Source organism: Acuticoccus kandeliae (assembly GCF_003073115.1).
Genome location: NZ_QBBV01000004.1, coordinates 415,800 through 440,643, shown reverse-complemented (window position 1 = coordinate 440,643; position 24,844 = coordinate 415,800). Strand labels below are relative to the sequence as shown.

Sequence of the window (24,844 nt, the reverse complement as noted above, 5' to 3'; positions counted from 1 at the left end):
GCGACGGCGGGGGCCCGGACCGATCCGTGGAGGCGACGCTGACCCGACCCGACATCCTCTTCGTCGCCATCGATGACATGAACGACTGGACCGGCTGGCTCGGCGGCCACCCCTGGGCGCGCACGCCGAACCTCGACGCGCTCGCGGCCCAATCCTTCCGCTTCAACCGCGCGATGTGCCCGACGCCCTACTGCAAGACCTCGCGCCTCAACGTCATGCTCGGAACGAGCCCGCACGTCTCGGGCCTGATATCGAAGGACGTGGCGGACTGGATGAGCACGCTCGCGCCCTACAGGACCATCGCCGGCACCGCCCACGGCGAGGGCTATCACACCGTCGGCGCGGGCAAGCTCTGGCACAGCGTCATGCCGAAGGTGGTCCTGCGCGAGGATCCCGACGCGTGGGACGAGTTCTTCGATGTCGGCACCAACCCGTCCGCCGAGGGGGAGCCCGCGAGCGCGATCTATCGCGGCTGGCCCGCCAACCCGAACCCCGCCCCGTTCGACTGGGGCGGCCTCGACCGGCCGATGAACGACTGGCGCGACGCGAAGGCGGTCCGCCACATCTCCGAGAAGCTCTTCACCGTGCCGCGCGACAAGCCGCTCTTCGCCGGCGTCGGCTTCAACAAGCCGCATCTGCCCTGGCAGGTCCCGCCGGAGTTCGCGGCCCCGTTCCTCGGCGGCGACATCCCCGTCGGGCCCGACATCGACCCGGCGGCGGCACGTCTCCCGCGCACGGCCGTCGACTGGGTGAAGAAGATGGCGAATTTCGTCTATTGGCCGGGCCGCGCAGGGGAGCCGCCGGTGCGCGGGACCCGTCACGAGGTGATCAAGCAGTCCGGCCAGTGGGCGGAGGCGGCGCGCTGGTATCTCGCCTCGATCTACTGGACCGACTTCATGTTCGGCCTCGTCTGGGCCGCGCTCAAGAATGCGGGGCGGGACGAGAACACCATCGTCGTCGTGTGGACCGACCACGGGCACCATCTCGGCGAGATGCAGCACTGGGGCAAGTACACGCTGTGGGAGCGCTCGCTGCGCGTCCCGTTCCTGGTGCGCGTGCCGGAGGCGATCCGCAAGGCGCGCGGCCTGCCGCCGCCGTGCGCGATCGAGACGCCGGTGTCGACCACATCCACCTTCGCGACGCTCGCCGACCTCTGCGGCTGGCCCGTGCCGGACCATCCCGCCTATTGCAGCCGCTCGCTCCTCCCGCTGATCGGACGCGACGCGCCGTCCGAGGCCGCGCCGGTGCTCTCGGCCTGGAACCCCGGCAACTGGTCGCTGCGGTGGGACCACTACCGCTACACCCGCTATGGCAGCGGCCCCGCGCGGGAGGAGGAGCTCTACGACTACGCCGTGGACCCCCACGAGACGACCAACCGCGTGACGGACAAGGCGTATGACCAAGTGCGCGCGCGCCTGTCGGCAACCCTCGACGAGATGCTGGTGAACGCCCCCGCTGCCGCCCTCGTCGACACGGGCGGCAAGGGCGGCAGGGGCGGCAAAGGCCGACGCGACGACGACGATTGAGAGGGAAGCCCCCGCCGCCGGCGCCGAGGGTACCGGCGGCGGGCGTCTCAGTCCGCGACGGGCATCGGCGCTTCGATCTCCCGCTCCGCCGCGCCGTCGAGCGTGGCGTCGGCGCCGAGATAGGCGACCGTCGCGCCCTCGATGGTGCCGTTGAACGCGAACGGGGCCTCGTCGAAATAGTCGACGCTGACGGGGGAGCCGAGGTCGCGTCCGAAGTCGAGCGCGTCGTTCGCCGTGAAGCCAAGCGGCGCGCTGACCGGCACCACGCCCGAGGCGACCTCCGCGCCGTTCACCTTCAGGACGACCGAAAGCGGCCCCGCCGGCCTGCGCTCCAGATAGCGGGTCTCCGCCTCGATCGTCACCTTGCCGGCCGGCAGCGGCTCGGTGGCGCGGATGTGGGTGCGCTGCACCTCGAAGAGGTTGTACTCGTAGGACAGCACCCCGTCCTTCACGTAAAGCGCAAGCCCGCCCGAGAAGCCGCCGAGCGCGTAGATGACGCCGTTCGCACCGGCCGGCGCGTCGAGCTCGACATGGACGCGGTTGTGCTTGTTGCCGAGGGTGGGCGCGGCGAACTCCGGCACGCGCGTGATCGCGCCCGGAAAGGTCCATGACGTGTAGGGCGGCGATATCTTCAGCTCAGGATGGAGGACCGGGATCCAGAGCCCGCCCCCGACCGGCAACCCGTTGTTGCGCGTCAGCTCGATGAGGAAGAGCCGCTTCAGCTCGGCGAGCCGCTCCGGCATCGCGCCGGCGAGGTCGTTCGCCTGCGACCAATCCTTCGTGATGTCGTAGAGTTCCCACTGGTCCTCATCCGGGTTCCAGTCGAGGATGCCTTCGGGGATGCCGGGGACCCAGGGGGCGCGCGGGCCGAACGCCGACGCCATCCAGCCGTCGCGATAGATCCCGCGGCTGCCCATGATGTCGAAATATTGGGTGTGCCGGACCTCCGGCGCGTCGGCGTCCTCGAGCGCTGCGGCGAAGCTCGTGCCGTCGAAGCTGTCCTGGGTGATGCCGTTGACGACGCGCGGCGGCGTGATGCCGAGGATATCGTAGAGGGTCGGCACCACGTCGATCACGTGCAGGAACTGCGCGCGCGGGCGCGAATCCGGCGCGATGTGGGCGGGCCAGCGGACGGCGAGCGGGTTGCGCGTCCCGCCGAAATGGGAGGCGATGAGCTTCGTTGCCTGGTAGGGCGTGCTCCCCGCCCAGGCCCAGCCGGCGTGGTACATGTTGTCGGTCTTCGGCGATCCGAGCACATCGAGCCCGCCCAGCGCGTCGAGCGCCTTGATCTGCGCCTCGGTGGTGACGGGGATGCCGTTCTGGGCGAGCAGCTCGCTGATGGTGCCGCTCTGCCCCTCCGCCGAGGCGCCGTTGTCGCCCCAGATGTAGAAGATGATCGTGTTTTCGCCGTAGCCGAGCCGGTCGATCTCCTCGACCACGCGGCCGACCTGGGCGTCCACATGCTCGGTGAAGCCGGCGAACACCTCCATCAGGCGGCGCTGAAACGGCTTCTCGCCCTCCGGGATCGAGTCCCAGGAGGCGAGCGTCGCCGGGCGCGGCGTCAACGCGGTCGTCTCGGGGATCCAGCCTTGCGCCTTGGCGCGTGCGAAGGCGCGCTCGCGATACTGGTCCCACCCGTCGTCGAACTTGCCGCTATATTTGTCGGCCCATTCTTTCGGCACCTGATGCGGCCCGTGCGAGGCCCCGCTCGCCCAATACATGAAGAAGGGCTTGTCCGGGGCGAGGGCCTTGTGCGTCTTCAGCCAGCCGATCGCATCGTCGGCAAGATCCTCGCTGAGGTGGTAGTAGTCATGCCCGCCCGAGGTGTGCGGCGTCTCGACGAAGGCCGTGTTGCGCACGAGCATCGGCTCGTATTGCGAGGCCTCGCCGGCGAGGAAGCCGTAGAAATATTCGAAGCCGTAACCGGACGGCCAGTATTGGAACGGGCCGGCGGCGGTGGTGTGGTTGGCGGGCGTGTTGTGCCACTTGCCGAAGGCGGCGGTGCTGTAGCCATAATCCCTCAGCACCTCGGCGACGGTGGCGCTGCTCTTCGGCATGATGCCGCGATAGCCGTCCCAATCGTTGGCGAGCTCGGCGATCTGGCCGTTGGCGACGCGGTTGTGATTGCGCCCGGTCAGCAGGGCGGCCCGCGTCGGCGAGCACATGGCCGTCGTGTGGAAGCGGGCGAAGGCGATCCCCTCCGAGGCGATCTGGCTCAAGGTCGGCGTGTGGATCTCGCCGCCGAACGTGTCGGCCTGGGCCGGGCCGACATCGTCGATGAGGACGATGAGGATGTTCGGGGCGTCCTTGGGAAGATGGCTGACGGGCGGCAGGGGACTGTAGACGGACCCCTGCATCGTCTCCTCGGCCGTGCTTCCGGAGGGCGTCGGCGGAAAGGGCAGGATTTCCTGCGCCGAGACCGGCAAGACCAGCATGAAGAGGAAGGAGGATAGTATGATGCGAGGCATAATATTCCTCATTTCTTGTTGTTCTTTTTGAAGAATATTGCCACGCGGCTTGAGCGCGTTGACGGAAGTCAAAAATTCAATGGAACGGATGCGAGCTTTTTCTTGCCGAAAGGCAAGGGGCGTCTTACTGGCGAGGCCCGGCGTTGTACCGGGCGAGGCCGTCCCGGCCAGCGTCCGTGAGCGCGTAGGTGCCGCGGCTGACGCGCTCGAACCAGCCATAATGGTCGTCGCGCATCATCCGCGTCGCGTTCTCGACGCCGGTCGCGCGGGCGACCGCGATCCCGTTGGAGGGCCCGGTCGCGGCGAGATGGCCCGCGATCAGGATCGCGTCCTGGCGGTAGGCGGTGACCTGCTCGACGCGCGTAGCCCCGCCCGAGGCCGGATCCCCCCGTCGCCGTGTGAATTCGCGCAGCAGCCGCTCCTTCCGCGGCTTCGACTTGCGCGGCGCGTAGGGTCCCGGATCGCAATGGACCTCGACGAACCCATCGCTGAGCCGCACGCTCATCACCCCGAGCCCGAGCCGGCGGCAGAGCTTCACATTGTCCTGCAAAGCCCGCCACGCGACGCGCCCCGAGCGCCGCGGCACGCACAGATAGACCGCATCGGTGATGGCAAGCCGCGCCACGGCCTGGTGCAGGAGGGCGAGCGAGAACCCCGCCTTCAGCTCGACGATCACCGGCGGATCGTCCCCGCGGCAGGCGACAACATCCGCGTCCGACACCTCACCCTTCACGGCAAAGCCCTGGCCTTCGAGAAAGCCTTTGACCGGCGGATAGAGGTCGGTTTCGCGGAATCGTTCCATGCCGCGATTGAGGGGGAAATTGGTGAATGTCTGGGAAACGAGGGTTGATCGCGAGCGGTCCGGAGAGGCGGGCGACTGGGGTGAGGGGGACGATTTGCGGCGGCGAGGGGCCGGAGCCGGGAGGCGACGAGGGAAGGGGCCAGCGGCCGGGAGGAGACGGTGAGTGGGGAGTGGCGAAGCGGCGAAGCGGAGAGGCGGCCCGGTTCCTTGCCCCTAGCCAGCGAGACGGGCCGCGAGTTCCTCATCGAGTTCGGGGAGGAGGACGATCCCGTCCTGGTCGCTCCCGGACGAGTGGACCACGATCCAGGTGCACCGCCTGCCGCTCTCGTTGCGCGGAGCGTGCGGCACGCTGGCGGCGACAAAGCATTGCTCGCCCTCGCGCACGCGAACCATCTTCTCCAGATGCTCGCCATAATAGACCGCGCACTCGCCCTCCAGCATGTACGCGATCGTCTCGATCCCTTCATGATAGTGCGCCTTGGCGACGACCCTTGGCGGCATCGGCAGAATATTCATGCACACCTTCAGGGCGCCGACCGTCTCCATCGATGCGCCGGCGCCATAGGTGAATCCCTGCTTCCCGACATAGGTCTCTCCCGGCCTGATGACCGCGACCCCGTCATGCTTCTGCATGGCCATATCGGCGTCCCTTCTCGCGCACTGCCGGGCTGTGACGGGGAGGATGCTAGCGCAAAGATCGAGGCTTGGCGCGAAATCGCCGTTCGGCCTGGAGGTCATCCCGGGGTTCCGACGCCTGTTGAGGTGGTACGAAGTCGTCTCCAGTCATGCCGCGACATGGTCACTAAAGGTACGAAAGCGTCCCACCATCAATTCTGAGGATCGTCCCGTTCACGTAGGAGGCGGCCGGGGATGTGAGATAGAGCACCGCCGGGGCGATGTCGTCCGGCGTTCCCCACCGCCCGGCGGGGACGCGGGTTCTCACGAATGCGGAGAATTCCTCGTTTTCCGTGAGGGACTTCGTGAACTCGGTCGCCATGAAGCCGGGTTCGAGCGCGTTGCATGTGATCCCGTGGCGGCCGAGCTCGGAGGCGAGGGCGTGGGTGACGGCCGTCAGCGCCCCCTTCGCCGCCGCGTAGGCGGCCATCGGCACGCGAGAGCTCAGGGTCGCGATCGATCCGAGGTTCACGATGCGGCCCCCGCGACCGCCGGCGATCATGTGCCGGGCGGCCGCCTGGGTGACGTTGAACGTGCCGCCGACGTGCGTCTGCTGCAGCGCATCCCACTCGTGCGGGAGATAGTCGACGATCGGCTTCCGGTTCTGGATCCCGGCATTGTTGACGACGATGTCGACCGATCCGTGCCGGTCGGCGAGGGAGTCGATCGCGGTGCGGGCGGCGGCGTGATCGGTCACGTCGAACGGCAAGGGCGTCGCTTTCAAACCCTGGTCCGTGATCTGGCCGACCCGGCGATCGACCGTCTTGGGATCGAGATCGTTGATCGCCACCGTCGCGCCCGCCTTGGCGAGGAGGTCGGCGATGCCCCAGCCGAGGCCCTGACCCGATCCGGTCACAACGGCGACCTTTCCATCGAGCGAGAACAGCTTTTCAAGATGCGCGTGGATGGTCATTGGAAGGCTCCAAGGTCGATCGGGGATGAAGGGGGAGGGCACGCAAGGTCGTTCGCGCGCGCAGGCGTGCGCGCCCGGGCGGCCCGGTACGGATCGGCGTGCGTCAGGGAAGGTCGGAGCGAAGTTCGTCCGAGAGCAGGCCCGCGGATGAGACCACGAGCAGAATGAGGCGGCGCTCGATGCTCGCATCGACATCCGACGCGCGCACGACGAGGCTGAGACTGCCCGTGATCGCACGCTCCGCGACCGACAGCGGGGCCGCGATGCCGACAAGACCCTCGTCCACCTCGCCCCGGCCGATGCAGTAGCCGCGCTTGCGGATGGCGGCGAGTTCCTTGCGGAACTCCTCCGCGCTCGTCGCCGCCGTGCCGGGTCGGCTCGACCAGTCCTCGTGCTCGATCAGCTTGGCCAATTTGCGCGGTTGCAGTTGGGCGAGGATGGCCTTGGAGGTGGCGCCGAGCGTCAACGGCCGCGGAAGCCCGCGTTCGTAGCTCGTGTGGATGGTCGACCCCTTGGAGGCGCGATCCGCGACGCACATCACCCGGCTGTCGTAGAGGCGCGCGACCACCGCCACGCACGGAATCTGCGCCTGATCGACGATGTCCGCGAGGAGGGGCGTGCCCTTGCGCACCAGAGGGTCGGTCAGCCGGACCAGCCTGTCGAACTCGATGAAGCTCGCGCCGAGGCGATAGTGCCCTTCGATCGACGGTTCGATGAAGCCGGTCGCCGCCAATTCCCGGACCGAACGGTAGACAGTGCTCGCCGGAACGCCGAGGCGCTCCGAGATCTGTTGTACCGTCCAATCGCTCTGCTCGATTCCGAACAATTTCAGAATGTCTACGAAGCGGCGAAGACCCGACATGTGTTCGGTTTGGACCTTTTGAGTTCAATTGTGCGTTCGACGATATCAAGATTATCATTTTTTGATATCTCTTCAAGAAGACGAAGTGTCGTATTGCCGTTCGTGAAGTGCTCTGGCGGGCAAGTTCCTGCTTTCGCCGGCTGAGGCCAGCGTCCCGCCATCAACTCCGGATTGTTTCTTTCGCCGCGGTCTCGCCGGCCAGGAAGCCGGTGACCGCGGATTTGGTGAGGCCGCCGACATAGCCGACCGCCTCGCCGCCTTCGAGGCCGCCCGTCGTCGCTCCGGCGGCGTAGAGGCCGCGGATCGGCTGGCGTTGCGTGTCGAGGACGCGGCTCGCGCCGTCGATTGCGATGCCGCCCATCGTGTAGGTGATCCCCGCGCACACGCGGACGGCCCGGAATGGCGGTGACACGATCGGCTTCGAGGCGAAGCGCCGCTGTTCGCGGGGCGGCACCAGGGTGTCGAGCCGGCCGGCGGCGAGGGCGCCGTTATAGAGGTCGACGGTTTCGCGAAGGGCGACCGGATCGAGGCCCAGCGATGCCGCCAGCGCGTCGACCGTCCCGGCCGCGTGGATCTCGCAGCCGTGCACCTCGAGGAGAGGGTTTGCGGGGATCAGCATGTCGGTCCCGACGCCGCGCCAGATCGCATCGTCGAAGATCGCGATCGCCGTGCTCGGGTCGGCGAGGCGGGCGATGGCGTTCGCAAGGACGACGCCGCCGCGGCCTTCGTCGGCGAAGCGGCGCGCGGCGCCGTCCACCACGATCCCCGCACCGGCGAGGTCGTCGATCCAGGGATAGGGCCAGAGCTTGTCGTTGCGCAGCGAGTCACGGGAGAGCACATGGCCGTAGAACTGGCCGCTCGGCACGACAGCCGCGCCGATTGCGCTCGCGAGGCGAAACCCGTCGCCGCATCCCGTCCCGGCCCCGCGTTGGCGCAGTGCCTGGGGATTCTTGGTGACATGCGCCTCCAGCATGGCCGGATTTCCCTGGAATCCGCCATCGGCGATGACGACGGCCGGGGCCGCCAGCGTGCTGGGCCGCCCGTCGCGCAGGAGGTCCAGCGCGAACCCGTCTTCATCGCGGGCGAGGCCGACCACGCGGCAGCCGCGGACGCGACGTCCGCCGCGTTCGAGAAGGCGCTGCTCCAGCGTGCGCAGCAGCACGTCGCCCCCTCTGCCCGGCCAATGCAGTCCGGCGCGGGGATATTGCGGCGGTGACAGGATGAAGTCCTGCCATTCGGCCGGACCCGCCTTGATGAAGCGGATCCCCTCGCTCTGAAGCCAGCGAATGGTCGGGGCGAGATGGGTGGCGAGCGCCTCGGCCATCGCCGGGTCGGCCGCGCCCTCGGTCGCGGCGTCGATGATCCTGCGCAGGTCGGCGGCGGGCCGCATCGGGTTGTGGAACGCGACGTGGAAGACACCGCCGGTGAAGCGTGAGTTGCAGAGATATCGATCCTCCGCACCCTTCTCGAGCACGGCCGTTCTGAGGCCCATCTCGGCCGCTCGATTGGCCGCGATCATCCCGGCGATCCCGCCGCCGATGACGGCGAGATCGACCCGGCCCGCCAGAGTGGCATCGCTCATGGCCGCGCTATCTCGGCAGAAGCGTGTCCGCGATGATGCGGACGAGCTCGGTGTAGCTGTAGAGGAGCACGAGGACGACGAGTGCGACGCCTGCTCCAACGATCATGACGACGAGGCTCGAAAAGGCGATCGCCAGCGCGATGGCGGCCGCGAGGGCGAGGAGGGCGCCCGACCAGGCGATGATCGCGCCGTGTCGCGCCGTGAAGCGAATGATCGGGTAGGTGTTCATCGGCCCTGTCCTGTTCGGATTGCCCATCAGCGGAAGACGAGGCCGCCGTTCACGTCGATGACGGCGCCGGTGATGTAGCTCGCGCCCGGCGAGCAGAGGAATGCGATCGGCCAGGCGATCTCCTCGGGCGTCGCCTTGCGCTTGATCGGCTGGCTTGCGGGGGGCGTGAAGGTGGAGCCCGCCGTCATCGCCGTGTCCACGACGCCCGGCGCGACGGCGTTCACCGTGACGAATTCGCCGGCCACCTTGGCGAGCCAGCGCACCATGGTGTGGACACCGCCCTTCGAGATCACATAGTCCGGCGGCACCGCGGCGATGCTGCCGCCGTTGAAGCCGGCGACGGAGCCCAGAACCACCAGCCGGCCATATTGGTTGGCCTGCATTGGCGGGATCAGGGCCCGCGCGAAGTTGATCGGGCCGAGAATGTTGACCGCCATCAGGTCGGCGAAGGCCTTGTCGAAGTCCGGGGCCATCCAGTCGTTGAACGGGTTGGAGCCCGCGTTGAGGACGGCCGCCTGAACGCGCGGGCCGACCTCGGCGCACAAGGCTTCGACGGCGGCGCGGTCGGTCACGTCGCAGATGTGGGTCTCGACGGAGGCGCCCTCGGCGGAGAGGCTCTCCGCCAGCGCGCCGATGTCCCGGAAGTCGACGAGGATGAGATGGGCGCCGGCGGCGGCCAAGGCCCGGGCTGTCGCCGTTCCGATTCCTCCGCCAGCGCCGGTCAGGAGAATGTTGGCCCCTTCGAGGCTCAACTTATTCTGCATTCTACTTATTCCTTGCTTTGGTTCAGCGGAACGCGAGGTCGCGCAGGAACAGCGGGACCGCGGGGACGTAGGCGATGACGAAGAGGCAGGCGAGGACGACGAGCACGAACGGCACCAGCGAGCGGATCATGTGCTCGACCCGGACATTGGCGACCGCGCTCGCGGCGAAGAGATTCACGCCGAAGGGCGGCGTGACCATCCCGAGCGCCAGGTTGACGATCATCAGGATGCCGAAATGGATCGGGTCGATACCGAACGCCGTCGCGGCCGGAGCGAGGATGGGGACGAGGATCAGGATCGCGGCGCTCGTCTCGAAGAACATGCCGACGATGAAGAGGAAGACGGTGATCGCGAGCAGGAACGACCATTGCGCGTGGAAGAACTCGATCAGCCAGCCGGTCAGCATGGTGGGGGCGCCGGACAGCGTGACGAGGTAGCCGAAGAGACCCGCGGCGGCGATGATCAGCATGATGACCGACGTCGACAGAAGCGACCTCTCGAACACGCGGGCGATGTCCGCGAACCCGATCTGGCGGTAGACGAACACGCCGAGGATCAGAGCGTAGATGACCGCGACGGCCGCCGCCTCGGTCGGGGTGAAGATCCCGCCATAGATGCCGCCGAGGATGAGGACGGGCATGCCGAGCGGGAAGGCGGCCTGGACCACGGCCTTGGAGAAGGGGAGGCGCTCCTTGCGATCCTCCAGACCGTGGCCGGTGACGCGGCACCAGATGAACACGTAGGCGAGGAGCGAGAGGCCGATGAGGACGCCCGGCCCGATGCCGGCGATGAACAGCTCGCCGATCGAGACCTCGGCGGTCACGCCATAGAGGATCATCGGAATCGACGGGGGAATGATGACGCCGAGCTCCGCGGACGTCGCCTGAACGGATGCGGCGAACGGGCGGGGATATCCGTGTTGGACGAGCGCCGGGATGAGGATCGAGCCGACGGCGAAAGTCGTGGCCACGCTCGAACCCGAGACCGCGGCGAAGATCATGCAGGTGACGACGCAGGACAAAGGCAGTCCGCCCTGCACCCCGCCGACGATCGACTTCGCGAACTCGACGAGCCGGCGTGAGATGCCCGCGGCCTCCATGATGTTCCCGGCCAGGATGAAGAGCGGCAGGGCGAGGAGGGACTCGTAGTCGAGCGACTGGAAGAGCTTCTGCGGGACGATGATCAGCAACAGGTCCGCATGCCAGAGGCCGAAGATGCTGGCGAGGATGATCGCGAAACCGATCGGGATGCTCGCGATCATGAGGAGGACCATCACCGCGACGAGAATGATCCCAAAGCTCACGGGGTGTCTCCTTCGAAGGCGGCGTGGGGCGGCTGGCCGGCGCGCTCGATCGCGTTGCAGATGAGGGCGACGAGGCTGAGCGCGGCGCCGACGGGGATCGCGGCGTAGGCCCAGACGATCGGCACGTTCAGCCCGGCGAGGCGCTGGTTCGAGATGCGATCGAGAAGCGCGAGGCCCTGCCATAAGGTGATGACGAGGACCGCGGCGATGGCGAGCGTGACGACGCCATCGATGACCCTGCGCAGGCGCGGCGGCGCCATATCCGCCAGGACGTTCATGGTGATCGCGGAACCGCGCCGGACCGCGACGGGCGTGCCGAGGAAAACGGCCCAGACCATCAGCGTGCGTGCCAGCGCTTCAGACCAGATGGTGGGGACCTGCAGCACGAACCGTGAGAAGACTTGGTAGAAGCAGACGCCGGCCAGCGTCGCGAGGATCAGGCAGCCGATGATCAGCAGGATGCGAAAGAACCAGCGATCCACGGCCTGAATGAAAGCGAGCATGATCGAACCTTCCAAGGCGGATGCGCGTCGTGACGCTGCGCGAAAGGGGCCGGCGCACAGCGGATCGTCGACCCGCCGTGCGCAGCCTTGGAGTGGGAACTATTCCGTGGAGCGAATACGTTCGATCAGATCGGCGCCGAACATCTCATTGTAGTTGTTCTCATAGACGGGCGCGACTTTCGCCTCGAAGGCTTCGATGTCGACGTCCTCGATCACATCCATGCCGCCTTCGCGGAACTGGTCGATGTTGCTCTGGAACGTGTCGTCGATGTACTTGTAGCTTGCTTGCGCACCGATCCGGGCCGCCTCGCGGAAGTTCTCCTTGTCCTCATCGCTGAGGCCCGCCCAAGTCGAGGGGGCCATCAGGAACATCGCACCGCTGTAGAAGTGGCCGGTGAGCGAGAGATATTGCGCGACCTGCGGGAACTTGTTCGAGCGGATCGTGGTGAGCGACAGTTCGCCCCCGTCGATCACACCCTGCTGGATGCCGCTGAACATGTTCGGGAAGGCCATGGGCGTCGGCAGCGCGCCGAGCGCTTCGAACGCCAGCGTCTGCACCTTGTTCTCCTGAACGCGGATCTTCAGCCCCGCCATGTCCTCGGGCGTGCGGACCGGCCGCAGCTTGTTGAAGAGATGGCGCATGCCACCGTCCTCGGTCCAGGCGAGGCCGATGAACGTCTCGGGGGTGAACTTGGCCAGGAGCTCGTCGCCGATCGGTCCGGCGAGAACCGCTCGCGCATGGTCGAGGTCGCGGAACAGGAAGGGCATGGTCAGCATGTCGACCTCGGGCACCCAGTTCCCGAGCGGGCCGATCGTCAGCTGCGCGAGGTCGATGGTGCCGAGCTGAAGACCTTCCGCCATCGCGCGCTCGCCGCCGAGCGAGCTGGAAGGGAAGATCTGCAGCGTGTAGCGCCCGTCGGTCAGGCGCTCGAGCGCCTCCTGGAAGGCCGTCACGCCGACCGCCTGGTGATTGTCGGTCATCGACAGGCCCTGGGCGTATTTCAGCACCGTCTGGGCCGTGGCGCCGGTCGACACGCCCATGACGGCGGTGAGGCCGACGAGCGCGGCAGCAAGAGCGTTTTTCATCCGTATCTCCCTAGATCGTCAGTTCAGATTTCGTGTTTCAGGATCTGATTTCGTTCATTCAGATTATCATTTTATGGTAATTTGTCAAATATTCACTTAGTAATTTATCAGATTTGTCGAGCGAGCGGCACGGCTTCCGCCGCGGCCGGTGTGACAGCGCCGATCTTCGAAAGGGCGGGGACGAGCGCGCCGATCCGCTCGAACCGGACGGCGATCGCGACATACCGGTCGGGGCGCAGAAGAATGGCGTGGTCGAGGTGGCTGGTCCGGGCGAGGTCCGACAGACCGCCGGATGCGTCGCGCACGATTTTGAACGGCGCCTCAGCCGGGTTGATCCAATTGGGGGTGATCCCGACGACCGTGACGCCGGTGTCCGCGACCGCGCGAAAGTCCGGCGCGGCGGCGAGTGCGGCCGGGTCGGTGCCGAAGAGGATGACGGCGCTTCCGACGGAAAGCACATCGTCGAGGCGCACGCGGACGCCGTCCGCGTCCTCAACGATCGGCTGCGGGAACAGGCGGCCGACGATGTCCCTGCCGTCCGCTTCGTCCGGCCAGAGCAGCCCCTCGCGGAAACGCGGCTTGGGCTTGTAGCGCATCTGCGAGACGTAATCGCGCGCCGGCTTGTAGAGACCGAGGAGGCGGAAGCCGGTGCGTGTCAGCGCCGCGCGCAGGCGCGAGCGGGGCATCATGACCCGGCCCATGCTGAGGGCGAGGTCGATCATGGCCTGCGCATGAGGCTTGCGCTCCGCCTCGTAGCTGTCGAGGAAGGCGGCCGGTACGTCCCGGTGCGCGGCTTCCGCGAGCTTCCAGGCGAGATTATGCGCGTCGCGAATGCCGCTGTTCATGCCCTGCCCGGCGAATGGGGGTGACAGGTGGGCGGCGTCGCCGGCGAGAAAGATGCGTCGGTCGCGCCACCGCTCGGCGGCCCGCGCGTGGAACATGTAGGCCTTCACGCGCCGCAATGGTGCATCGCCGTCGGGTCCGACCTCGTTGAGGAGCGTCCTGACGAAGTCTTCCTGAAGCGCGCACGCCTCGGTCTCGTGAGGGTGCAGCATGAACTCATAGCGGCGCGTGCCGCGGGGGCCGGGGAGGGTGATGCCCGGCCGGCGCGGATTGCAGAACACCTCGGTGTGCCGAAATCGGTTGCGCGTCTTGAAGATGTCGACGATCAGCCACTGCTGCTCGAAGCTCGACCCGGTGAGGTTGATCCCGAGCGACTTTCGCACCAGCGAGCGCGCCCCATCGGAGCCGACGAGATATTGCCCGCGCAGCGTCGTGTGGCCACCCCGGTCCTCGACGATCGCGCTCGCGCCGGTCTCGTCCTGCGCCACCGCGACGACGTTGCAATTGAAGCGGACGTCCAGCGAGGCGTGCCGCTTGAGGTTCTCCCCCAGGATCCCCTCGAGCTCGGGCTGCTGGAAGGCGTTGCGCTTGTCGAAGCCGAACTCGGTGGAGTTCGGCTCGACGATCGCGAAGACGGCGCCGTCGGGGCCGCGATAGTGCGAGCCGTAGCCGCGCGCGAGGAGTGGCATCAGTTCGTCATCGACGCCGATCGCCTGCATCGTCCGCATCGATTCATCATCGATCGAGACCGCCCGCGGCTCCTGCACGGTGGTGGCGCTGCGCTCCAGGAGGAGCGTGCGCACGCCACGCTGGCCGAGCAGGTTCGCGAGGACGAGCCCGGTCGGGCCGGCGCCGACGACGATGATGTCGGCATCGAGCGCCGGCGTCGGGCGATCTGTCGCGAGCATCAGGATTCGGCGACGATCGGGTTGGACAGGAGCCCGACGCCCGAGATCTCCACCTCCACCACGTCGCCAGGCTTCATGTAGAGGGGCGGGTCGCGCCGGTCGCCGACCCCACCCGGCGTGCCGGTCAGGATCACGTCGCCGGGGGAGAGCGGCGTGAAGGCCGAGCAGTAGGCGATGAGGGTCTCGATCGGGAAGATCAGGTCGGCGAGCGAAGCCGATTGCATGGTCTCGCCGTTGAGGCGCGTCTCGATCGTCTGTTCGCGCAGGTCGCCCACCTCGTCGGGCGTGACGATGAACGGACCGAAGGCCCCCGTCGCGGAGAAGTTCTTGCCGGGGGTGAACTGGTGCGTGTGGCGCTGCCAGTCCCGGATCGTCGCATCGTTGTAGCAGGCATATCCGAAGACATGGTCGAAGGCGCGCTCCGGCGGAATGTTGCGGCCGCCGTGTCCGATGATCACGGCGAGCTCGCCCTCGAAATCGAGCGCGTCGGACACGGGCGGCTTCACGATCGGCTGCCCGTGCGCGACCTGGGTGTCCGCGAAACGGGTGAAGATCGTGGGATGCTTGGCGTCCGGACGCTTGGTCTCGGCGCGGTGAGTCTCGTAGTTCAGGCCGACACAGAGGATCTTCGCCGGGTCCGGGATGCTCGGCAGCAGCGTCACGTCCGACAGGCAGAAGTCGGGCGTGCGACCCCGTGCGAGCGCCGCGATCTCGTCGCCGCGTCCGTCCGCGATCGCATCGCGCAGCGATCGCGCGCCCCCCGGTGCGCGGCGGGTGAGGTCGACGATCCCGCCATCGACCATGATTCCGAAGCCGGGGACCCCGGTGCGGACAAAGCTCAAATAGCGCATCTCGACCTCCTCAGGACCGCAGGATCGCGTCGCCCCAGCGGTTCAGGGTGCGCGCTTCATGCGGCCACGACTGAACCTGCCGGTCGTGGATGATTTCGAGTTCGGCCGAGACTTCGATCCAGTTTCCGTCCGGGTCTTCGATGAAGACGAAGAGGTTGTTGCCCGGGCCATGTCGTCCCGGTCCCCACATCAGCGTGACGTCGTGGGCCGCGAAATGATCGCACCAGTCCCGGATCCGGTCCCAGTCGCCCGCCTCATAGGAGTGATGGTCGACGCCCATGCGGTTGGATTTGAAGCAGGCGATCGTGTGGTGCTCGTGATTGGACCGCGTGAAGCAGGTGGCGAGACTCCCATTCGGATGGACCACGATGTCCGAGACGGCGAAGCCCAGCTTGTCATGGTAGAAGTCGCGGAAGGCTTCGACGTCGAAGCTCGCGAACGTCAGATGCTGGGTCGGCGCGTGAAGACCTTCCGACCGCTCCTGCGAGCGCGCGGTGCCGAAGCAGATGAGATGGCCGTCGGGATCACGGACGGCGAAGGCCTCGTTGCCGAAATAGGGGCTCGGACTCGCCAGCACCTCGAGCCCGTTCTTCTCGGCGTAGGCCCGGAGGCCGCGCACGGCATCCTCGTCCCGGCAGGCAAGGCCGGCATAGGCCATCTTCCGGGCCGCACCCTTCACCGCCACGAAGCGCCGCGCCGGCCCCTCGCACCGCCACTCCCCCGCGCTCGCGGGGGCGGCACGCATCTGCATGATCGTCCCGTAGAACGCCGCGAGCCGCTCCGGATCGGGGCTCTCCATGGCGACGTGGTGGAGGTAGGCCGAGGCCTGGATCGCGGGAATGGACTCAGCCATGCCGGAGCACCTTTTTGGTAATCTAGATCGTTAATGTATCCAATATTATCAAAATATGAGAAAGTCAACGAGATAATGAAAGGGTGAGCACCGCGTTAGCCGTCGTTGGGGCGAGGCGGCGGCTGCAATCCACCGATCTGCCCCTGTCTCTTCCGTCTGATCCGGCTCATGCTCATGGATCGGCCAGACTCCGATGCGGCGGCGGCGGGTGGTCGGTGAAGTCCGATGCCTCAGGCGTGTGTCATGGCGCGCAAGGGCTGGTTGCTGCGTGGCGTCGCGTGTTGAAAAGGTGCGCAAAAGACGGCGCGAGACACTGGTGAACAACGCGCGGAACCACCTTGCGAGCGTTCTTCCCGGCGCAAGGGGGCAATGCAGCGCAGGTCTGCGGCGCGCAGGGCAAGGAGCGCACTCCCTACTATGGCGTTATGCATAGGAGAATTAAGTGCAGAAAGTGGATTTTTCGCGCGAATGCGCGTCAGGAATACCAACGGAATTGTATGAGAGATATTGGCGTTTGATTTCTTCGTTGGATATTGATGAAGAAATATTTGCGGAGTTGTCTGTTATAGGTGCTCTTCGGAGTTTTGGCGAAATCAAGTTCAGCCCAGATGACGAAGGCTGGGTGGCGGTTATGTTTTCATCATACATTGTCGGGAATATTTTAATAAAAAGATATGACGAATTTCCTAAGTGGAATATATTAAGTGAAGAAAATGATAGAGTTCGGTTGGTTCTCCGGTGGTTGATGTTGAGATTTAGGGTATCAGCTATCGTCGAGTCTTGCTCAATTCGCGAGGATGTGCCTGAGAGTTTTAGAACTGTGCCGATACAGCGCATTACCGAAATTGTCGATCAGCGTGGGTGAAATCGTAACTGCCCTGGCTCGGCATGGTCGCGCACAAGCGGTCCATGCGGTCATCGACGATGTGGAGGCCTCTCGCCTCGCGTGTAGGCGACCGGTCCGCCCCCTCCGAACGGCTGGGGCCGTGGACATCGACGTCTTGTCTGGCGTACAGGCACCACCGTTGAGCGACCTTCCATGAACTGTTGATCAATTCATGAATTTCGGTAGGCCCATGGATCAGAAAAGAGCGGTCGTACCGAGGTTGATTGAGAAGTTTATTCAATCAATCAAGTATGGTGTCTGTTTCGCAATATTCTTTGTAATTGCTGGGTCGATCAAGTATGGCCTTCTTACAAGAGACGCAATTCTATGGTCAGGCGCGATATCAATTGCGATCTGGATGCTGCTTCTTGTTTCGTTCGTTATCAGCGAATTTTGGCCGAGTGGGAGCAATGAATAGTTTTTCCATTTTAATGTAAATCAGTTCGTCGAACCCAACGTTTGTTTTTCGCGAGGGGGCGGAATCGAAGGCTCATGTCTGAAGTGAATTCCAGGGCACGGGCCGTCAGAAAGACAGTGGGCGTGTGCCTGCCAGGCGGAAAAAAGGTCTCTTCACGAGGAGCCCTGATTCGCTCGGCCGGCAAGACAACGACAGAGCGTTTCCGGCGATCCGTTCAGACGCTTTCCAATCGGGAGAAGGGCGCGACAGCGGTGCGGCCTTGGCGAGAAATTAAGAAGGGAATCGGCGCGGAGAGGGAGCTGTCGATGGGCAGGAGACAAAGTTTAGATCAGGGACGATAGAAATGGGGAGTCTTTCGAGGACGATCCAACGCAGAATCGTGTCCGTCACTTTAACGATCCAAAGGTAAACCACTATGGCTACGAATGATTTGGGCCGAGGAGAAAGGTATATTCTCTTTAAGAAATTTATGGCTGAAGATTTCTTCGTAGACGATTCCGATGATTTATTAAGTGTTCTGAATGCAGATCAGGGTGCCATTTCTGAATCAAGTTTGTATATTATAACTTATGCTTTAGATATAATGCATAATAGATTGTCAGTTTATAGGGGGGAGAGAAAGGTCAAGGAGGCTTTTCCTTCATCTGAATTACTAGCTAAACGTCATGCTGGGGAGAGGATTTTTTTTCTAGCGCATGTTAATAACACTACCGTATTCGACGTAAGAAGGATGATGAGCGTGTGTTGGATCCTGCCCGGTTCATGTAATTTACCAAGCGAAATAATAGACTTATTGGATATTAATAGTTTACCAGTTTCTGGTGATCTTGAATCTGATTTGGATATTATATTATCTAGATGCAATAAATGCTTAAGGTATTTCAGAGAGGGCGATACGCGTTTCATTCAAAAGTTTGAACAGGCAGTGTTGCGAAAGATCGATTAAATTTAATGAATAATAAATATATCTTATAATATGTAAGAATAATGTTAAGGTATTTTGCTCGTATTTTAAATTGAACTTTCGTCAAAAATACGTGTGAGCTTGTCTCCGAGTGGCCCCGGCTCTTGCAGGCGGCAGATAACGATAGAACGTTGCCGGTGGAGCATTGAGACGCTTGGCGACGTCGTTCACTGTGAATGTATCCTCGGCAAGCATGGCGTGCGCCGCCTTGAGGTCCGCATCATTCAACGTCTTCGGCCGACCACCCTTACGCCCGCGCGCCTTCGCGGCGTCGAGTCCGGCGCGGGTCCGCTCGCGGATGATGGATCGCTCGAACTCGGCGAGGGCGCCGAAAATGTGGAAGACCAGCTTGCACCCGGAGGTGGTCGTGTCGATCGCCTCCGTCAGGGAGCGAAAGCCGATGCCCTGGGCCTCAAGGGCTTCGACCGTCTCGATGAGCTGCTTCATGGAGCGCGCCAGGCGGTCGAGCGTCCAGACCACGAGCGTGTCGCCCTTGCGAATATAGTGGGCCGCGGCGGCGAGCTCCGGCCGATCGCGCTGCGCCCCCGAGGCCTTTTCGTGAAACACCTACGCCGCGAACGGCAACCTCACCTTCAAGACCGGGATGGGCCACTACACCTGAACGGCTACTTGGTTCTGGGGCTGATCCAGCGAGGATTCGGTCTACCATTGACAGCGTTGCAACGGGCAATCTGCGAAGTGTCGAGGACATTGCCAAGGCTCTCGGTCATTGAGATTTTGAAATGCACAACCAAAAACTAGTCAGTGAGTTGATGTCCGAGGGACATGTTAGTGAGCAGCAGGCAGCGCTGTGGCGTGACGTTGCGGGCCTGATGGCGGTATTCGACGCAATCGGACGAGATGGCGTGAGTGCTGTAGTGAAAATTGACGGAGCTCGTCCTGACGGGGCTGTATATACCGTGGTGGTTTCTGGCCCATGTCTTGGTGAAGCATTCTTCCGTCAGGATGGAAGCGATCTATCGATGCTACTGCGGGCGGCGATCACGTTCTACAGGAACGCAGTGTGGTCCGCCCGCTCACAATAGTGGAGGTGTTTGTTCCGCAAGCGCCCGCTCCGTGCGGACGTTTCTACATCGGTGACTATCGGGCCGCCTCGACGAGTTCTATGTTCTTCTTAAGAAGTTCATTGACGAGCTGCCCGACCTCGACGCCGCGAGCCTTGGTGCGCGCTGAGAAGTAGGCCTGCACCTCGGCATAGAGATGCACCGGCAGATTGATTGCCGAGCCTGCTCTGACCCCCGTGGCTCATCCAGGCCGGCGTACGGTATCTGCCCTTATTTTGAGTATTATGATGAGGATATTTTACTGCCGCCGACAACGCATCTCCGCTGATCGGTGTTGCACGGTCAGCGCTCGACTGCGTGTGATTTGAGGGGTTTATTACAAGAGATTGTTTTGAGAGACTCAGAACCCCTTAGGGTCGAAGTCATGACTCAAAAGCCTTAGTTATTGCGAGTGAGAGCGATCACCCGCAACGCGCCAACCCGATAGCTGCCGAAGCCGGAGTTATCGTCCAGACTGGCCATTCAAGAGTGGTCGAACGAAGCCACTCGCCAAAAGTCGCTTGACGTTGACCCGATCGTGTTGGCACGGAGCGATCCGTACTCCTGTGACGTGTGCTCCAGTGATGCGCGACGTGACTGGACACGTTTCATGCGTAGCGACACCCGCGCCGCATGCGCGGTCTTCCCCTGCCGAGAAGGTCTCATGACGCCCCGCTTCCTCGCCGTTTTCGCTGCTCTCGTGTCCAGCATCGCCGCGCCCGCCCACGCCCAGCAGAACGCGTACGGAGGTCACGACATCGTCGGGCCAATGCAGCGCGATGAGATCGACTACGCGGAGACGCGCGGCTGGCTGGTGTTCACGGCGGGATCGCGCAGCGGGCACGCATACTGCGTCGCCGAGATCAGCCGGAGCGACGGATCGCCGGTCCGGCTGGGGTGGGACGGGCATCAGTGGCAACTCGCGGTTCCCGTCGCCTCGCGGCCGGACTGGCAGGGCACGCTGCGGATCGACGGCCGCGGAAGCGGGCAGGGCTACGGCCGGGGCGGCGACTATATCTCCGGTACGTCCGTCGATGGGTGGACGATCGCCTGGCTCGGCCAGGCCGAGCTCAACGGGCTGCGCAAGGGCAACGAGGCCGTGCTGGGCGTCGAAAAGTTCGACTACGACATCCCCCTCGCCGGGGTGACCGCGGCGAGCCTCAAGGTGCAGGAGTGCGTGGAGCGCGGCCGCGACGCCAATGCGGGCGACCGGGCGGCGCCCGTCCATCCTGCTGGGGCCCGAGCCGACGGCTGCCCCGCTCCCGGCAGCCTGAGGTCCGCGCAATCCTCCCAGCCGGCCACGCTTCACATCGCCAACAGCAGCTTCCGGCCGCTGCGGATCTACTGGATCGACCAAGAAGGCGAGCGCCGGCTGTACCAGGAGCTGGCCCACGGACAGGACTACCGGCAGCCGACCTATGTCGGCCATTCCTGGATCGCCGTCGACGACGCGGGCAACTGCGTGGGCCACGTGATGACCGCGCACACCCCTGGCGACAGCATTGAGGAGATCTTTGGCGACGACTGAGGAGGGGGCCGGTCAGCCGGTCCCACCGCGCAGCAGATCGTCGATGTGAAGGATGCCCAGCGGGCGGTTCCCCTCGTCACCGAACGGGTTGTCGGACCTCTGGCGCGTCTTTCCAGCGGCAGCCGGATTTCAGGACGTGGGCGCTCTCGCCGATCACCCGGCGATGATCCACCCTCGGCTTGCCGCCGCGTGTCGGTCGGCAACTGTGGAGCCAGGCCTGTGAACACTTCCTCGCTCAGCCAGAAGCGCTCTCCGGTCCTGGTGATCTCCTCTACGGAGGGCGCCCTCAAAAACCGCCCTGTTTCAGGTGCGAGCACGCGCCGCTTCTTGCTCACGCCACGGCGCCGGCACATCGCCTGCCATGATGCAACCGTAGGGAAGGATCCGGTCGGCAATCGTCGCCAGGCCGTAGCGCTCGATCTGACTCACCACCACATCCGCACGCTTGTAGCCTGAGGGAAGTTCGGACGGGTCGATGCGGCGGCAGAAGAAGCGGACGTCAAGCCCCGCCGTCTCCTCCGCCAGGAGGGACCTCGGCGTCCGGCCGCCCATCCGCCGACGGTGTTCCGACCGCGAGAAATTCCGCCCCGCTCCATGCGGGCTGAAGCCGAGGGCGTGAGCGGCGTCGCGCCCGCGGGTGACGAGGACGGGCTCGGCCATGTTGAGCGGGATCAGCGTCAGGCCCGAGGCGTCCTCAGCGTAGCCCTCGAAGGCGGGGGTTGCGCCTTTGCCGTGGAGGAACAGCCCGCGGCGGCGGAAGACGAAATTGTGCTCGTTCCAGACGCGATCGACGGGTTCGATCCCGAGTGCCGCCGCGGTCCGGTCATGGAGCACCGCGTGGTTCATCTTCGTCCATGCGCGGACGAGCTGAAGCCGCCTCCCAATAGGCGCGGCCCTCGTCCGGGGGGGGAGGAGGTGGGGACACTCGAGATCATCGACCTCGACCTCAGCCGCTATGACCGCATCCAGCAGCGCTTCGATCTCGTCACCGAGAGCCATAACCGCCTCCTGAAAGCCGGGATCGAGACGCGGAATCCTGCCTTCAATGCCATCTCGACGAGATCGACGCCGTCGGCTTGGACGAGCAGGCGATGATCCTCGACGCGATCGAGAGCGGCTCGTTCCTGCCGGTCGGCGCCGACACGCCGGTCAGCTCCGCCTTCCACGTCATCGCCGGCGTAAACCGCGACCTTGGCCGGCTCGTCGCCGAGGGTCGCTTCCGGTCGGACCTCTACGCCCGGCTGAACCTGTGGGCCTTCCTCCTCCCTCGGCTCGCCGACCGGCGCGAGGACATCGAGCCGAACCTCGACCACGAGCTCGCCCGCATGGCGCGGACGACCGGCACCAAAATCGGCTTCAACGCCGACGCGCGCGAGCAGTACCTGCGCTTCGCTCTCGACCCGCGTGCGGCGTGGCCGGGCAACTTCCGCGACCTTCGCGCGTCGGTGGAGCGGCTCTGCGTCCTCGCCCCGCGCGGACGGATCACGCTCGTCATGGTGGAGGAGGAAGTGGCGCTCCTCGCCGCCCAATGGACGGCACAGGTGCACGATCCCGACGCCGAGCTTGTCGAGGCCGTTCTCGGTGAGCGCGCCGCTGCGATCGACCCATTCGACCGCTTACAGCTCGCAGCCGTGATTCGCGCCTGCCGCACAGCCCCGAACCTCAGCGCCGCCGGCCGCGCCCTTTTCGCCGTCTCACGCGCTCGGAAGGCGAGCCGCAACGACGCGGATCGCTTGCGCAAGTACCTCAACCGCTTCGAACTCTCCTGGGAGGACATTTGCGGGACGAAATCCTAATGGGCACTCCGCGCAGTTCTGCGGCGCCAATGGACGACGAACGATCCAATAGTCCGTCGTTGTCGCGATAATGCCCTTTGCTCTCGACAAGTCTGACGCTGGCCCTTTCTCGAAGGGTCTCCTCCGTTCCTCTGCGAAGACTTTTGGGTATTCTGGAGCGGCCATTGGTCCGCTATCGGCATGCCGGCGGTTAAGGGGCATGCGAGCCGATGCTCGACCAGGCGACGGCGAGCGCCTTCGCCGGCGGCGTCCGGGCCACGCCCGCCCCCTCACGCCGAGCCCGCGAGGGTGCGAAGGCGCGGCGTCTGCCACAGGAGGGCGAGGAGGAGGAGCGCGACGCCGGCGCTCGCCGCGCCGAGATAGAAGGGCGTGCGCTGGCCGAGCGCCATCAACTCGCCGCTGAGGAGCGAGGCGAGCCCCGCGCCGAGCGTGAAGAGCGCGGCAGAGACCCCCATGATCCAGCCCTGCCGCGTCGCTTCAACGCTCGCCGAATACATGGCGAGAAGCATCGGGTAGCCGAGGCCGAAGCTGAGTCCCAGCAGGCCGAGGGCGGCGTAGGCGACGAGCGCGGACGCCGTCGCGACGAAGATCAGCGATGCGGCCGCCATGCCGACGGTTCCCATCAAGACGATCACCAGCCTGGAGAGGCGCGCCTGCACCGGCCCTACCAAGAGCGCGCTCGTCGCCGCGGTGACGGTGCCGAACACCAGGAGGCCGATACTCGTTCCCGTCGCCGACATGCCGAACCGGCCCGAGAGGTAGGTGGCCATGAACACGAACGCCACATTGAGCGTCACCATGAAGAAGAAATAGACCGCCGAGATCCTGAGCGCGGCCGGGAAGTGGCGGAGCTCCAGGAGGAGCCCCACCACGTCGAACGGACGGAAGGTGAAGGCGATGCGCTCGCCGGGCCCCTCGCGGAAGAAGGCGAGGACGAGGGCGATGGCGAGGAGGGTGAGGCCGCCGCCGATGGCGAATGGGAGCCAGAGCGACGCGATGGAGCCTACGATGTCGGGGTCGGAGAAGGTGCCGCCGATGATCGGCCCCACCATCAGGCCGAGGCTGCCACCGAGCACCACGAGGCCCATGTTGCGCCCTTTTTCCGCCTCGTCGGCCGACAGCTCCACCATCGCCGCCTGGGCGATCGGCTGCGTCCCGGCGGTGAACCCGGCGATGCAGCGCGCGAGGACGAGAAGCGGGAAGCTGTCGATCGCCATCGCGAGGAGGGTGAGGCCGTAGCCCGTCATGAGGCCGGTGAGGCACACGAGGAGCCCGCGCTTGCGGCCGATGGCGTCCGACAGGCGGCTCACGAACACGACGCCGAGGAACCAGGCGAGGAAGAAGAGGCCGATGAGAAGGCTGTAGTCGAACGCGCCGGCCCGCCGGGCCATCGCCGGCTGCAGGAAGCCGGCGGCGGGGTCGGTGAGGAGGGTCGCGAAGATCGGCAGCGCCAGCCCTTGTCCCATCATGTCGACAATGACGACGGCGGCGAGCGCCAGCTTGGCAGGATGCATGTCGCCTCTCCGAACGAACGTTGCGGCAGCGGCCACTACCACGCAACCGAGAGCTTGGCAGAAAACTCCTCTTCGGAAGGTCGCAATCTCGCCACTAGAATTCGCGTGTATCGCGCGGGCGCGGTTCAGCACGTGTCCCGAGCGCCTCCGACGGGCTGATAAGCCGAAACGTCTATGCAATCGCCCTCAGATGCGCTCCGGACAGGGCCAGAAAGGGCAGATGATGGGGGCTCAGGATCGCGAAACGGCCCTGCGCACCCTCGTCGACTCGCTGTATTCGGCAGAGCATCCGGCAAGGCGGTGAAGAACCGTCCTCAGCTCGAGCGCGCCATCGATGCCCTCGGCACCGGACATCCTGATCGTCGCCGAATGGGACCGCGCGACGCGGTCGGTGATGGATGGCATCAACGCCAGTCTGCCGGCCCAGACCTCGACGCGCTTCAGGCGCTTGCGGGACAGAAGGGGCGACGGGGCTAAAAGCCCCTAAGGGGCTGATGGATAAAGGA

22 protein-coding genes and 2 pseudogenes are annotated in these 24,844 nt (G+C 65.1%); 6 read left to right on the top strand and 18 right to left on the bottom strand.

Translation table 11 applies throughout. The annotated features are described in order from the left end of the window. Window positions 1-26 precede the first annotated feature (26 nt). Window positions 27-1,526 carry a sulfatase-like hydrolase/transferase gene (locus DBV35_RS25220; RefSeq protein WP_108663151.1) on the top strand — a complete coding sequence of 500 codons (1,500 nt, stop codon included), beginning with the start codon at window positions 27-29 and terminating at the stop codon, window positions 1,524-1,526. A 47-nt stretch (window positions 1,527-1,573) separates the two neighbouring features. Here DBV35_RS25220 and DBV35_RS25215 read toward each other — a convergent pair whose 3' ends face one another. The 14 genes from DBV35_RS25215 to DBV35_RS25150 all read right to left on the bottom strand — a co-directional run bounded on the left by DBV35_RS25215 (window position 1,574) and on the right by DBV35_RS25150 (window position 16,168). After that, complete coding sequence (locus DBV35_RS25215) at window positions 1,574-3,994, bottom strand: arylsulfatase (protein WP_245944081.1); 2,421 nt, start codon at window positions 3,992-3,994, stop codon at window positions 1,574-1,576. A 124-nt stretch (window positions 3,995-4,118) separates the two neighbouring features. Beyond that, the gene (locus DBV35_RS25210) at window positions 4,119-4,796 is read right to left on the bottom strand and encodes a DUF2161 domain-containing phosphodiesterase (protein WP_108663150.1); all 678 of its coding nucleotides are present in this window, start codon (window positions 4,794-4,796) and stop codon (window positions 4,119-4,121) included. A 213-nt stretch (window positions 4,797-5,009) separates the two neighbouring features. After that, a complete protein-coding gene (locus DBV35_RS25205) occupies window positions 5,010-5,435 on the bottom strand; it encodes a cupin domain-containing protein (RefSeq protein ID WP_205648861.1) in 426 nt (141 codons plus the stop codon). A gap of 163 nt (window positions 5,436-5,598) precedes the next feature. Next, complete coding sequence (locus DBV35_RS25200; RefSeq protein WP_157961971.1) at window positions 5,599-6,384, bottom strand: SDR family NAD(P)-dependent oxidoreductase; 786 nt, start codon at window positions 6,382-6,384, stop codon at window positions 5,599-5,601. A gap of 103 nt (window positions 6,385-6,487) precedes the next feature. Further along, on the bottom strand, window positions 6,488-7,246 hold the full coding sequence (locus DBV35_RS25195; RefSeq protein ID WP_108663147.1) for an IclR family transcriptional regulator: 759 nt from the start codon (window positions 7,244-7,246) through the stop codon (window positions 6,488-6,490). A 160-nt stretch (window positions 7,247-7,406) separates the two neighbouring features. Continuing rightward, window positions 7,407-8,828: an FAD-dependent oxidoreductase gene (locus DBV35_RS25190; RefSeq protein WP_108663146.1), complete on the bottom strand. Its 1,422-nt coding sequence runs from the start codon at window positions 8,826-8,828 to the stop codon at window positions 7,407-7,409. 7 nt (window positions 8,829-8,835) lie between these two features. Beyond that, window positions 8,836-9,057: a hypothetical protein gene (locus tag DBV35_RS25185; protein ID WP_108663145.1), complete on the bottom strand. Its 222-nt coding sequence runs from the start codon at window positions 9,055-9,057 to the stop codon at window positions 8,836-8,838. Between the two features lie 26 nt (window positions 9,058-9,083). Continuing rightward, entirely contained in the window at window positions 9,084-9,821 is a 738-nt protein-coding gene (locus DBV35_RS25180; RefSeq protein WP_108663144.1) for an SDR family NAD(P)-dependent oxidoreductase, read from the bottom strand. Window positions 9,822-9,843: 22 nt separating this feature from the next. After that, on the bottom strand, window positions 9,844-11,124 hold the full coding sequence (locus tag DBV35_RS25175; RefSeq protein ID WP_245944080.1) for a TRAP transporter large permease: 1,281 nt from the start codon (window positions 11,122-11,124) through the stop codon (window positions 9,844-9,846). After that, a complete protein-coding gene (locus DBV35_RS25170; protein WP_108663143.1) occupies window positions 11,121-11,627 on the bottom strand; it encodes a TRAP transporter small permease in 507 nt (168 codons plus the stop codon). Before DBV35_RS25170 ends, DBV35_RS25175 begins: the two co-directional genes overlap by 4 nt. Window positions 11,628-11,726: 99 nt before the next feature. Then, window positions 11,727-12,713, bottom strand: a complete 987-nt coding sequence (gene dctP / locus DBV35_RS25165; protein WP_108663142.1) for a TRAP transporter substrate-binding protein DctP — start codon at window positions 12,711-12,713, stop codon at window positions 11,727-11,729. Window positions 12,714-12,820: 107 nt separating this feature from the next. Continuing rightward, window positions 12,821-14,464 (bottom strand): bifunctional 3-(3-hydroxy-phenyl)propionate/3-hydroxycinnamic acid hydroxylase, encoded by a 1,644-nt coding sequence (locus DBV35_RS25160; protein ID WP_108663141.1) that lies wholly within the window; start codon window positions 14,462-14,464, stop codon window positions 12,821-12,823. Further along, the gene (locus tag DBV35_RS25155) at window positions 14,464-15,315 is read right to left on the bottom strand and encodes a fumarylacetoacetate hydrolase family protein (RefSeq protein WP_108663140.1); all 852 of its coding nucleotides are present in this window, start codon (window positions 15,313-15,315) and stop codon (window positions 14,464-14,466) included. The genes DBV35_RS25160 and DBV35_RS25155 overlap by 1 nt, the downstream gene beginning before the upstream one ends. A gap of 10 nt (window positions 15,316-15,325) precedes the next feature. Next, window positions 15,326-16,168, bottom strand: coding sequence for a VOC family protein (locus DBV35_RS25150; RefSeq protein ID WP_108663139.1), 843 nt, complete (start codon window positions 16,166-16,168; stop codon window positions 15,326-15,328). A gap of 442 nt (window positions 16,169-16,610) precedes the next feature. Between DBV35_RS25150 and DBV35_RS30385 the strand changes: the two genes are divergently transcribed. Further along, on the top strand, window positions 16,611-17,033 hold the full coding sequence (locus tag DBV35_RS30385) for a hypothetical protein (protein ID WP_157961970.1): 423 nt from the start codon (window positions 16,611-16,613) through the stop codon (window positions 17,031-17,033). A 908-nt stretch (window positions 17,034-17,941) separates the two neighbouring features. Further along, window positions 17,942-18,418 (top strand): hypothetical protein, encoded by a 477-nt coding sequence (locus DBV35_RS30380; protein ID WP_205648859.1) that lies wholly within the window; start codon window positions 17,942-17,944, stop codon window positions 18,416-18,418. 81 nt (window positions 18,419-18,499) lie between these two features. Here the strand turns inward: DBV35_RS30380 and DBV35_RS25145 are convergent, their stop codons facing one another. After that, window positions 18,500-19,003 (bottom strand): recombinase family protein, encoded by a 504-nt coding sequence (locus DBV35_RS25145; protein ID WP_108663138.1) that lies wholly within the window; start codon window positions 19,001-19,003, stop codon window positions 18,500-18,502. Between the two features lie 1,161 nt (window positions 19,004-20,164). Between DBV35_RS25145 and DBV35_RS25140 the strand changes: the two genes are divergently transcribed. Next, on the top strand, window positions 20,165-21,028 hold the full coding sequence (locus DBV35_RS25140) for a VHL beta domain-containing protein (RefSeq protein WP_205648858.1): 864 nt from the start codon (window positions 20,165-20,167) through the stop codon (window positions 21,026-21,028). Between the two features lie 85 nt (window positions 21,029-21,113). Here the strand turns inward: DBV35_RS25140 and DBV35_RS25135 are convergent. Then, window positions 21,114-21,294, bottom strand: a pseudogene (locus DBV35_RS25135) (IS5/IS1182 family transposase); the annotation flags it as partial. A gap of 37 nt (window positions 21,295-21,331) precedes the next feature. Then, window positions 21,332-21,941, bottom strand: a pseudogene (locus DBV35_RS25130) (RtcB family protein); the annotation flags it as partial. A 2-nt stretch (window positions 21,942-21,943) separates the two neighbouring features. Between DBV35_RS25130 and DBV35_RS30905 the strand changes: the two are divergent. After that, window positions 21,944-22,123 (top strand): RNA repair transcriptional activator RtcR family protein, encoded by a 180-nt coding sequence (locus tag DBV35_RS30905; RefSeq protein WP_211100049.1) that lies wholly within the window; start codon window positions 21,944-21,946, stop codon window positions 22,121-22,123. Beyond that, window positions 22,105-22,824 carry a sigma 54-interacting transcriptional regulator gene (locus DBV35_RS25125; protein ID WP_211100048.1) on the top strand — a complete coding sequence of 240 codons (720 nt, stop codon included), beginning with the start codon at window positions 22,105-22,107 and terminating at the stop codon, window positions 22,822-22,824. The genes DBV35_RS30905 and DBV35_RS25125 overlap by 19 nt, the downstream gene beginning before the upstream one ends. Before the next feature lie 269 nt (window positions 22,825-23,093). On the opposite strand, the gene DBV35_RS25120 is transcribed toward DBV35_RS25125, so the two are convergent. Next, the gene (locus DBV35_RS25120) at window positions 23,094-24,338 is read right to left on the bottom strand and encodes an MFS transporter (RefSeq protein ID WP_108663136.1); all 1,245 of its coding nucleotides are present in this window, start codon (window positions 24,336-24,338) and stop codon (window positions 23,094-23,096) included. Window positions 24,339-24,844 lie beyond the last annotated feature (506 nt).